The 11010-nt window shown below is 66.2% G+C and carries 11 protein-coding genes; 5 read left to right on the plus strand and 6 right to left on the minus strand.

Going from position 1 to position 11010, the window contains the following annotated elements; translation table 11 throughout:
- The first annotated feature begins 17 nt into the window (after positions 1–17).
- From DI041_RS20830 to ligD, 3 genes are all read left to right on the plus strand, one after another.
- Positions 18–416, plus strand: coding sequence for a hypothetical protein (locus DI041_RS20830; RefSeq protein ID WP_004132921.1), 399 nt, complete (start codon positions 18–20; stop codon positions 414–416).
- Positions 417–570: 154 nt separating this feature from the next.
- Positions 571–1476, plus strand: a complete 906-nt coding sequence (gene ku, locus DI041_RS20835) for a non-homologous end joining protein Ku (protein ID WP_136640057.1) — start codon at positions 571–573, stop codon at positions 1474–1476.
- Between the two features lie 3 nt (positions 1477–1479).
- Positions 1480–3966 (plus strand): DNA ligase D, encoded by a 2487-nt coding sequence (gene ligD, locus DI041_RS20840; protein WP_136640056.1) that lies wholly within the window; start codon positions 1480–1482, stop codon positions 3964–3966.
- A 71-nt stretch (positions 3967–4037) separates the two neighbouring features.
- On the opposite strand, the gene DI041_RS20845 is transcribed toward ligD, so the two are convergent.
- The 4 genes from DI041_RS20845 to DI041_RS20860 form a co-directional block, all read right to left on the minus strand.
- Positions 4038–4430: a hypothetical protein gene (locus DI041_RS20845; RefSeq protein ID WP_136640055.1), complete on the minus strand. Its 393-nt coding sequence runs from the start codon at positions 4428–4430 to the stop codon at positions 4038–4040.
- Positions 4431–4557: 127 nt separating this feature from the next.
- The gene (gene adhP, locus DI041_RS20850; RefSeq protein ID WP_046985037.1) at positions 4558–5586 is read right to left on the minus strand and encodes an alcohol dehydrogenase AdhP; all 1029 of its coding nucleotides are present in this window, start codon (positions 5584–5586) and stop codon (positions 4558–4560) included.
- Between the two features lie 96 nt (positions 5587–5682).
- Positions 5683–6321 carry a bifunctional 4-hydroxy-2-oxoglutarate aldolase/2-dehydro-3-deoxy-phosphogluconate aldolase gene (gene eda / locus DI041_RS20855; protein ID WP_136640054.1) on the minus strand — a complete coding sequence of 213 codons (639 nt, stop codon included), beginning with the start codon at positions 6319–6321 and terminating at the stop codon, positions 5683–5685.
- A 116-nt stretch (positions 6322–6437) separates the two neighbouring features.
- Positions 6438–7028, minus strand: coding sequence for a cysteine dioxygenase family protein (locus tag DI041_RS20860; protein ID WP_046985035.1), 591 nt, complete (start codon positions 7026–7028; stop codon positions 6438–6440).
- Positions 7029–7267: 239 nt separating this feature from the next.
- Between DI041_RS20860 and DI041_RS20865 the strand changes: the two genes are divergently transcribed.
- Positions 7268–8323, plus strand: a complete 1056-nt coding sequence (locus DI041_RS20865) for a LacI family DNA-binding transcriptional regulator (protein WP_136640053.1) — start codon at positions 7268–7270, stop codon at positions 8321–8323.
- Between the two features lie 98 nt (positions 8324–8421).
- Here the strand turns inward: DI041_RS20865 and phhA are convergent, their stop codons facing one another.
- Positions 8422–9315, minus strand: a complete 894-nt coding sequence (phhA, locus tag DI041_RS20870) for a phenylalanine 4-monooxygenase (RefSeq protein ID WP_136640052.1) — start codon at positions 9313–9315, stop codon at positions 8422–8424.
- Between the two features lie 125 nt (positions 9316–9440).
- On the opposite strand from phhA, the gene DI041_RS20875 reads away from it, so the two are divergent.
- On the plus strand, positions 9441–9926 hold the full coding sequence (locus tag DI041_RS20875; RefSeq protein ID WP_046985032.1) for an Lrp/AsnC family transcriptional regulator: 486 nt from the start codon (positions 9441–9443) through the stop codon (positions 9924–9926).
- A gap of 39 nt (positions 9927–9965) precedes the next feature.
- On the opposite strand, the gene DI041_RS20880 is transcribed toward DI041_RS20875, so the two are convergent.
- Positions 9966–10958 carry a patatin-like phospholipase family protein gene (locus DI041_RS20880; protein WP_019337382.1) on the minus strand — a complete coding sequence of 331 codons (993 nt, stop codon included), beginning with the start codon at positions 10956–10958 and terminating at the stop codon, positions 9966–9968.
- Positions 10959–11010: the final 52 nt, after the last annotated feature.

The raw sequence follows: 11010 nt of genomic DNA on the forward strand, positions 1-11010 counted from the left end.
CGCTGCAGGAGCCGGCCATGCCCCGTCTTGAACGACCCGCACCGTCCGTGTTCAACGCCCTGCTCGATCCGCTCGGCCAGCGTACAGCTCAGCGCCGCACGCGTCGCCATGAGGACCCGCAGGCGGTGGCGCAGGACTACCTGCAGTACATGCTGAGCGATTACGAAGAGCGCCGTGGCCAGAGCCATCGCAATTGGCGTGACCTCTGCCCGGTCTACGCCTTCGCGCTGACCACGCATGCCGCCGACTGGCCGCGCGGTGACGCCGCCGATACCTGCGAGGAGCTGGCCGAGCACTGGGAACAGATGCGTGGGCACTCGCGCTTGAGCTGGTCGCAGGCGCGGCCGGTGGTGGAAGATGCGTGGCGCGCACTGGACCATATCCCGGCGGCAGCGGTGAGGCCGTTGCTGCAGTAGCGCAGGGGTTCTGCGTACACGCTCAGGTGTGCTTTGGTTGCCGGCCAGCGGCCGGCACTACCGTGTTCCGTAGAACCCACGTGCACGGCACGGACACGGCTGGTTTACGCCCTCCGGCCCACGCTGGGCTCCCTGCCCCGCCAAAGGTGCACCCATGGCTCGCCCGATCTGGACCGGCACGCTGTCGTTTGGCCTGCTCAACGTGCCGGTGTCGCTGATGTCCGGCGAACGCAAGGTCGATCTGCAGTTCCGCATGCTCGACTCCCGTGACCGCAAGCCGATCCGCTTCGAGCGGGTCAACGCCGATACCGGCGAGGAGGTGCCGTGGAAGGACATCGTCAAAGCCTACGAGTACGACAAGGGCAGCTACGTCGTGCTGGAGGAAGGCGATATCCGTTCGGCGGCGCCGGAAAGCCACGAAGCGGTGGAAGTGGAATCGTTCGTGGATGCGGCGCAGATCGACCCACGCTACTACGAGAAACCGTATCTGCTGGTACCCGGCAAGAAGGCCGAAAAGGGCTATGTGCTGCTGCGCGAAACGCTGCGCAGTACCGGCAAGGTAGGCATCGCGCGGGTGGTGGTGCGCACGCGCGAGTACCTGTGCGCGGTAATGCCGCAGCAGGACGCGCTGGTGCTGATGATCCTGCGCTATCCGCAGGAGCTGGTGGATCCCGAGGACTACAAGCTGCCCACCGGAAAACTGTCCGACTATCGCATCACCAGCAAGGAAACGGCGATGGCCGAACAGCTGATCGAGTCAATGGCCGGTGACTGGGATCCCTCGCAGTATCACGATGAGTTCCGCGAGCGTCTGCAGCTGGTATTGAACAAGCGCATCAAATCCAAGGGCGGCACTACCCGGGTGGAAGACGAGCCCGCACCGCGCGAAGATGCCACCACCAATGTGGTGGATTTCATGGCGTTGCTGCAGAAGAGCCTGGACGCGAACAAGCGCACGCCGGCGAAGAAGACGGCAACGCGCAAGGCACCGGCGAAGAAGGTGGCAAAGAAGGCCACCAAAAAGGCCGCAAAGAAGACCACACGGCGCAAGGCAGGTTGAACCATGTCGCTGCACCAGTACCGGCGCAAGCGCAGACTGGGTGGTGGCGCCGGACAGACGCCGGAGCCTGACGACACGCCCGCACGCGGTGATCCGAAGCGGCGGCCGACCTTCGTCATCCAGCTGCATCATGCAAGCTCGCGTCACTATGACTTCCGCCTGGAAATGGACGGTGTACTGAAGAGCTGGGCCGTGCCGAAGGGGCCTTCGCTGCGCGTCGGTGAGAAGCGGCTGGCCGTGGAAGTGGAAGATCACCCGTTGTCCTACGCCGGCTTCGAGGGAAACATTCCTGAAGGTCACTATGGTGCTGGCCACGTGGATGTCTTCGATCACGGCACCTGGGCCTGTGAAGGTGATCCACTGCAGGCGCTGGCGGCTGGAAAGATCGACTTCGTGCTGCACGGGCAACGCCTGGCCGGTGGCTGGAAGCTGGTGCGTACGGCAATGAAAGGGCGTCAGGTGCAGTGGCTGCTGATCAAGCGCGGTGACGAGGAAGCGCGCGATGCCGAAGCGGATGACCTGCTGACGGCACCGATGCCGAAACGAGCGCCTGCGGCGAAGAAGCGTTCCGCAGAGAAGGCGACGCGTGCTGCACCTGCCGCACGCACGACCACACGCAAGGCTGATGCGCGCTGGCATGCGCGCGCGCTGAAACTGGACGGTGCACGCGATACGCCCTATCCACGCGCGTTCAAACCGCAGTTGACCGATCATCGCGACAGCGCGCCGGACGGCGCGCGCTGGCTGCACGAGATCAAGTGGGATGGTTATCGCCTGCTGGCCGATCTGCACGATGGCGAGGTGAAGCTCCGCTCCCGCAACGGCCTGGACTGGACGGCGGATTTTCCCGAGGTCGTGCAGGCCGTGCAGGCGCTGCCGCTGCGCGATGCGCGCCTGGATGGCGAGCTGGTGGTGTTGGACAAGGAAGGACGCAGTGACTTTGCGGCATTGCAGCGGGTGATCGACGGTAGTTCGAAACAACCGCTGCGCTACATCGTGTTCGATCTTCCGGGTGTGGCCGGTGCGGATATCAGCCGTTCGTCCTTGCTCGAACGCAAGGCATTGCTGAAGGATCTGATCGGGCCAGCGCCCGGCACCCTGGCCTTCAGCGAGCACGTGATCGACCACGGACCGCAGGTATTCGATGCCAGCGGTGAGGCCGGCTTCGAGGGCATCGTCAGCAAGCAGGTGGATGCTCCCTACGTGAACACGCGTGCGCGCAGCTGGGTGAAGGTGAAGCACCAAGACACCGACGAGTTCGTGATTGTCGGCCACACGGCACCCAAGGGTTCCCGGGTGGGATTTGGTTCGCTGCTTCTGGCCACGCCGGACAAGGCTGGCCTGCGCTATGTGGGCCGCGTTGGCACCGGCTTCGACGACGATAGCCTGCGCGCGCTGCTCAAGGCACTGCAGCCGTTGGCAGTGAATGCACCGGTGCTGCAGCTGCCAGCGCATGTGCCGTTCCGTGCCGCCAGCGTGCGCTGGGTGAAACCGGTGACGGTGGCGGAGGTGGCATTCCGTGGCTGGGGCAAGGAAGGCCTGCTGCGCCAGGCCAGTTTCAAGCGGCTGCGCAGCGACAAGCAGAAGGAGGATCTGGGTATGAGCACAGCCGATATCGAAGCCGGAGGCGAGGTCCTGATCACTCATCCAGAGCGGGTGGTGTTTCCAAAGGAGAAGCTGAGCAAGGGCGACGTGGCCGACTACTACCAGCGCATGGCGCGTTGGATCCTGCCCGAACTTGCCGGACGTCCGCTGTCACTGCTCCGGTGCCCGGACGGCGTGGGCAAGGCCTGCTTCTTCCAGAAGCACCACGGTCCCGGCCTGGGCGATGCCGTGCACGCGGTTCCGCTGCAACAGAAGAGCGGCCGCGAGGACTATGTCTATATCGACGATGCACGGGGCCTGTTGCAGCTGGTGCAGATGAACACCCTGGAGCTGCATCCGTGGGGCGCGACCGTGATCGATCCAGAGCATCCGGATCGCCTGGTGTTCGATCTCGATCCCGGCGAAGGCGTGAGCTGGGCACAGGTGAAAGCCGGTGCACGCGATGTGCGTGACCGCCTGCAGCAGGTGGGCCTGAAGAGCTTCGTACGCCTGTCCGGTGGCAAGGGCGTGCACGTGGTGGTGCCGCTGCAGCCCAAGGCAGGCTGGGACGAGGCGAAGGCGTTCTGCGAGGCGTTCGCGCAGGCAATGGCGCTGGAGCAGCCTGATCGCTACGTGGCGACGATGAGCAAGGCCAAGCGCAATGGCGTCATCTTCATCGACTGGTTGCGCAATACGCGGGGGGCCACCAGCGTCTGTTCGTGGTCGCTGCGCGCGCGCGATGGTGCGGGCGTGGCGGTGCCGCTGCGCTGGGAAGAGCTGGCCCGGGTGAGCGCGGCTGACGCGTTTCCGATGGCCAAGGCGCTGGCGCGTGCCAAGCGGCTGAAGGGTGACCCATGGCAGGGCATTGAACGGTTGAAGCAGACGCTGCCGTCGCTGAAGCGGTAGTGCCGGCCGCTGGCCGGCAACTGTAGGATGGCCGAGGTTGCCGGCCAGCGGCCGGCACTACCTGGATGCGCTCAGCGCGGATCGCGCGACGCGCGGCGACCGAACCACCAGCCGGCCAACAGCTGCAGCGGCAGTGACGCCAGCAGCGAAATGACGAACCAGAGTGGGAAATCCGCGCCGGCGGTCCACATCGCGTAACCGCATCCGAGTGCGATCAGCGACCAGATCGAGAAGCCATGCGAACGCGGCCAGCACGGCGCGTAGTAGGTGGCGAAGGAAATGCCGGCAACGCCACCGAGCACGCTGAAGGCCAGGTCCCATCCCAGCTGCACGCTGTTGCTGTCCGGTGACAGGCCCAACAATGGGGGCAGCCAGCTGGCGACGCTGCTGACCAGCGCAAGCGACAGCACGCCGCCGATCAGGGCGATGAGGGACAGGAACAGAGTCTTGAGCAGGCCGGGCATGCGCGCATTGTACGGCTGCGCGAAGTGCCTGGGGATGCCGGCCAGCGGCCGGCCCTACCGATGGATAGGCATGGCCGCCGCGTCCGTGGGAGAGGGGAACGGAGCGACGACGGCCATGCACAGGCGGTCAGGCGGCGAAGTCGAGCACCACGCGGCCTTCGATGGTGCCCGCGTGCATGCGCGCGAACACCTCGTTGATGTTTTCCAGGCGGTCGGTGCTGACCGTGGCCGCGACCTTGCCCTCGGCGGCGAACTGCAGCGATTCCTGCAGGTCCAGCCGGGTGCCGACGATCGAGCCACGCACGGTAATGCCGTTGAGCACCATGCCGAAAATGTCCAGCGGGAAATTGCCGGGTGGCAGGCCATTGAGCGAGACGGTGCCGCCACGGCGGACCATGCCCAGTGCCTGCTCGAACGCCTTCGGCGAAACCGCGGTGACCAGCGCACCGTGCGCGCCGCCGATTTCCTTCTTCAGGAAGGCGGCGGGATCGGTGGTGCGCGCGTTGACAGTGATCTGCGCGCCGAGCTGCCGGGCCAATGCCAGCTTGCTGTCGTCCACATCCACCGCAGCCACGTTCAGGCCCATCGCGCGGGCGTACTGCACCGCCATGTGGCCGAGGCCACCAATGCCGGAAATCACCACCCAGTCCCCTGGCTTGGTATCGGTAACCTTCAGGCCCTTGTAGACGGTCACGCCGGCGCACAGCACCGGCGCGATCTCGACGAAGCCCACTTCCTTCGGAAGCAGGCCGACATAGTTGGCATCGGCCAGTGCGTACTCGGCGAAGCCGCCGTTGACCGAGTAGCCGGTATTGCGCTGCGTTTCGCACAGCGTCTCCCAGCCACCCAGGCAGTGCTCGCAATGGCCACACGCCGAGTACAACCAGGGGATGCCGACCCTGTCGCCTTCCTTGACGTGCCCTACCCCGCCTCCCACGGCCACGATGTGCCCCACGCCCTCGTGACCGGGGATGAACGGCGGGTTCGGTTTCACCGGCCAGTCGCCCTCGGCGGCGTGCAGGTCGGTGTGGCAGACGCCACAGGCCTCGATCTTGACCAGTACCTCGCCCGCCCCCGGGCGTGGTACCGAGACTTCCTCGATCACCAGTGGCTTGCCGAACTCGCGCACGACAGCGGCCTTCATGGTCGAATTCATGTTCGGATCTCCGTAGTGCGCTTGCCCACAGAATGACGCCGGCGCGAGGCCGGCGCTTTGATCACGATCAAACCTTTGAAGATTCCTGCAGCAGGTTCAGCCGGCCAGTACCGAAGCCTCGCGGGCGAGGCGCTCGATCGCATCCCAGTCGCGGGTCTGCAGCAGCGCCGGGGTGGTCAGCCACGAACCGCCCACGCACAGCACGTTGGGCAGGTGCAGGAACTGCGGCGCGGTCTGCGCGCTGATGCCGCCGGTCGGGCAGAAGCGCACATCGGCGAACGGGCCATGCCAGGCGGCCAGCAGTGCGGCGCCACCGGCCTGCACTGCCGGGAAGAACTTGAAGGTGTCCTGGCCGTGCTCCAGGCCCAGGATCAGGTCCGAGGCGGTGGCGGCACCGGGCAGGTACGGCAGGTCGGCATCGCGCGCGGCGGCATACAGCGCCGGCGTGGCACCGGGGGAAACGGCAAAACGCGCACCGGCCTGCTTTGCCGCCTGCATCTGTGCGGCGTTGAGCACGGTGCCGGCGCCGATCACGGCATCGGGCACGGCCTCGACCATGGCCTTGATTGCATCCAGTGCCTGCGGCGTGCGCAGCGTCACTTCGATCACCGGCAGGCCACCGCGGAACAGTGCCTGGGCCACTTCGACCGCTTCATTCACATTTTCGGGGGTGTACACCGGAATCACCGGTGCCAGCTTCAACAGCGCGCGCAGGCGCGGATCAGCGCTGGACATGGTCTTGCTCCTTGCCCGACGGGGCATCGCGGATCGCCGCCGGGTCCGGCAGCGCAGCGGCGCATGATGCCACGTGGCTCACGAGGGTGCTGGTGGTGCCCCGCCCTGCCCCCCGCTCAGGCCGGGTCGGCCTGCAGTGCCTGGATGCGACGCTGGTACCAGTCACCACCGAGCGGATCGAACACCGCGGCCCGCTCCATCGGTGCCTCATACACATGCACCGAGATTGCCAGGGCCGCGTCGCTGGCATTGCGCAGGGTGTGGTACTCATGCGGTGGAATCAGGCTGCCAGCACTGCCGCAGCCCCCGCGCAGCGCGGCATGCCGTCGGAAGCGGCAGCGCTCGCCGTTGCGCTCCAGCAGTTCATAGCGGGTGATCTCCAGTTCGCCCAACCACACTCCCTCCACACACCACATGGCATCGTGGTCGTGCAGCGGCGTGCCCTGCCCTGGGCCCCAGCTCATGGCAATCACGCTGTAGCCGTGTTCGCGGCTGTGGTAGAGCGGGCGTCGCGCGTAATGATCACCGACCGGACGATGCACGCACTCGGGAAGTTCGATGCGGCTGTCTGCGATGGCGTCCTGCAGTGCCAACTGCAGATCGGCGGTGATGCGCCCGGCATCACCGGAGGTCATCGCCGCGTCGACGGCGGCGATCAACCGATCGCGGCCACGGAACGCCGGAAACGGAGAAGTCTGCAGGTCCATGCCCCGACTGTAGCGGAGCCTGGTTAAGGGAATGTTGGCGTTCGCGCGCGTCGCGCCCGCATTCATGGTGAACACGCGCGGAAGAACGGTTCAGATGCACATCAAGTAGAGCGATCACAATGGAACCTCGCGGAGCAGAAGCGGTCGAACACGACGCGATCCATCTTCGCTGCGACATTCCGCAACTTCGCGCCCCAACGGCGCAAGGCTAGAATTCTCCGACTTACCTGGTTCTATACATGTCAGTGCGAATTATTAGCGATGCCGCGTTGCCGGCATCGAAGGGCAAGGCTGCCACGATCAACGACATCGCACGACTGTCGGGAGTTTCCAAGAAAACGGTTTCAAGAATCATCAACAACTCGCCGCTGGTGCGCAAAGACACCCGCGACAAGGTCGAGGCGTTGATGCGCGAGGTCGGTTACGTGCCCGACCCCCTGGCGCGCGGGCTCGCGTTCCGCCGCTCCTTCCTGATCGGCCTGGTGTATGACGACCCGGGCGCCCAATGCATCGTCGACCTGCAGCAGGGCGCACTGGAAGCGCTGCGCGGCACCGGCTATGAGCTGGTGGTGCATCCCTGCGACAGCCAGTCCGCGGACTGCGCGCAGGGTGTGCGGCGCTTCGTGCAGCAGCAGAAACTGCATGGCGTGATCCTTGGCCCCCGCGCCTCCGAGTCGGTGGCGCTGACTGGAATGCTCGACGAGATCGAATGCCGCTACATCCGCATCAACGCGCATGCCTCTGACGACGAAGCACAGGTGGTGGTCACCCACGATCGCGACGGTGCAGCCGCTGCGGCGGGCTACCTGCTCTCGCTCGGCCACCGCGACATTGCGGTGATTACCGGTCCGGGCGACCGCCGTACCGCACGCGAGCGTACCCATGGTTTCCTTGATCGGCTGGCCCAGGTGGGGCTGACCCTGCCGGGTGAGCGTGTGCTGGAAGCAGGCGATACGTTCGAGTCGGGCGTGCATGCCGCCGAGCGCCTGCTGATGGGCGAAGGACGGCCCAGTGCGATCTTCGCCGGCAACGATGAAATGGCGGCTGGCGTGTACCAGGTGGCGTTGCGTGCGGGCATCGCGGTGCCGCAGCAGTTGTCGATCGTCAGCTACGACGACAGCCCGCTGGCGTCGCGGTTGTGGCCGCCGCTGACCTCGGTGCGCCGCCACGTCTCCGACATCGGCCGCATGGCCGCTGCGATGCTGGTGCAGACCGACGTGCCGGATGCGCCGGCTGCGGCCAGTGTGCATCCACAGCTGATGGTGCGCGGTTCCTGCCGGGCGGTGGACGGCTGACTGCCCTGCCCTCGCCTGCACCGCAGCAGCAGTGCAGGCAAGCATCAATGAAAACGGCGCACCGGAGTGCGCCGTTTTCATTGGCAGGTTGCGCGTGCTTACACGTCGCCGCCGTCGGCCCAGCCTTCGCCGCTGCCCTTCTGGAACACGCGGTCATCTTCCTGCACGTCACCCGCCGGCAGATGCGACTGATCGGCCAGCGCGGCGTAGATCGGGGTGAAGTCCGGCGAGGTCGCCTGCATCAGCTGTTCGAAGCTGTCGATGACGAAGTAGGTCTTCTGGAAGGTGTCGATGCGGTACTTCGTGCGCATGATCCGCTGCAGGTCGAAACCGATGCGGTTGGGCGCGGCCGATTCCAGCGAGTACAGCGATTCGCCCTTCGACGACACGATGCCGGCGCCGTAGATGCGCAGGCCGTCGGGCGTATCGATCAGGCCGAACTCCACCGTGTACCAGTACAGGCGGGTCAGGTTCTGCAGCGCGTCCGGACCGATCGCGTGTGCTTTGACGCCGCCACGGCCGTACGCCTCCATGTAATTGGCGAACACCGGATTCATCAGCAGCGGCACATGGCCGAACAGATCGTGGAACAGGTCCGGTTCGGCGATGTAGTCGATCTGGTCCGGACGACGGATCCACCAGGTCACCGGGAAACGACGGTTGGCCAGGTGGTCGAAGAAATCCAGTTCCGGCAACAGGCCTTCGACACCGACCAGGGTCCAGCCGGTGGCGGCACCGAGCACTTCGTTGAGCTGGTCGAAGCGCGGAATCATGTGCGCGCTCATGCCCATCTCGTCCTGCGCATCCAGGAATTCCTGGCAGGCGCGGCCGACCAGCAGTTCGCGCTGGCGCTGGTACAGCGTGCTCCAGGTGGCGTGGTCGTCGGCGCTGTAGGTGTCCCACGGTTGCTCGACGAGCGCGGTGGTATACACCGGCACGTAGCCCTTGTCGGTCTGCTGGTGTTCGACGCGGCGGGGTTGGGCGAGGTCCATGGGGCACTCCGGGATGAGATACCCACGATGCTAGGGCAGGGCGCGCGCAACAGGGTTGCAAAAGTTGCGTCGATTGGCCTTGTTGGCGCAATATCCTTGCGTACTCACCATGTTGCGGGGCAACAATGGCCGGAGAAGTCCAGTTCGATCGCACGGATATACGTCTGCTGGCTGAAATCCAGCGGGATGGGCGCGCCACCAACGCCGAGCTGGCAACGCGGGTGAATCTCTCGCCCTCGGCCTGCCTGCGGCGCCTGCAGCGGCTGGAAAGCGAGGGCGTCATCGTCGGCTATGGCGCGCGGCTGGAACCACGGCAGCTGCGCCTGGGCCTGCAGGCCTTCGTGCGCGTGCAGCTGGAAAAGCACGACCAGGCCGCGATCGGGCACTTCGTCGACAGCGTGCAGGCCTGGGATGAAGTGGTGGCCTGCCATGCGCTGACCGGCGACATGGACTACCTGCTGCACGTCTACGTGCGCGACCTGGAGCACTTCTCGCGCTTCCTGCTGGACCGCCTGCTCAATGCCGGTGGCGTGGCCGATGCCAACTCCAGCTTCGTGCTGCGCACGGTGAAGGGCTTCCAGGCACTGCCGCTCTCGCAGCTGGAGCCCTGAGCGACCACCGGGCGAACCCGGTGGCCAGGCATCACGCCGTCAGCATTTGTCCTTGCGGCCCATCAGCTTGCCCAGGCGCGAGGCTTCCTCGCACTTCGGCGCGGCCACCGGCGCCGGTGCCGCCGCGGCGGCGCGTGCGCGCTGCAGCTGCTGGATCTTGGCGCGGATCTGCGGCATCGCCGCCATTGCGGCCTTTTCGCCTTCCAGGATGGCGGTGCCGCGCTGGCTGAAATCGGCAGCGCCGATGTCCAGCACCTTCGGGCGGATGACGATGTCGGCGCGCGCCAGTTCCTGCTCGCCCAGGCGTTGGCCCATGATCGAGATGGACTGGTTGACGATGCCCAGCATATCGGTCGGCGCTTTGCCGCTTGCCTTGCTGGAGATGTCCACGGCGATCACGAAGTCGGCGCCGAGCTGGCGCGCGGCATCCACCGGCACCGGGCTGACCACGCCGCCGTCGATGTAGTTGCGACCGCCGATCTTCACTGGCTCGAACACGCCGGGAATGCTGCTCGACGCGCGCACGGCCTGGCCGACATTGCCGCGCACGAAGATCGCGCGTTCGCCGGTTTCCAGCTGGGTGGCGACCGCGGCGAACGGTTTCTTCAGGCGCTCGGCAGGACGGTTGGCGACCTGCTCGTTGACGTAGTCCTGCAGCTTCTGGCCCTGCACCAGGCCGCCGGAGAACAGGCGCACGTCGCGGATGCTGGCTTCGTCCAGCGCGACCGCCTTGCTCTGCATCTGGAACGCGTCCATGCCGCTGGCATACAGCGCGCCAACGACGCTGCCGGCGCTGGTGCCGGACACCACGGCCGGCTCGAAGCCGTTGGCCTCCAGCATCTTGATCACGCCGATGTGGGCGAAGCCCTTGGCTGCGCCACCGCCGAGGGCGATACCGATCTTCACCGGCTTGGCCTGCGGCACCACGGTCGGCGCCGGCGGCGGCGTGGGGCGGACCGGGTCGCCACCGCAGCCGGCCAGCAGGCCGATCAGGGCGACGGACAGCAGCATGCGGGGGCGGAACAGGCTCATCGGCAGTGCGCTCGCGGCGACGGATTCAGGAAAGGGCGCCAGCATACCGAAG

The sequence above is a fragment of the Stenotrophomonas maltophilia genome (assembly GCF_004920835.1).
In the GTDB taxonomy this organism is placed as follows: Bacteria; Pseudomonadota; Gammaproteobacteria; order Xanthomonadales; family Xanthomonadaceae; genus Stenotrophomonas; species Stenotrophomonas maltophilia_AQ.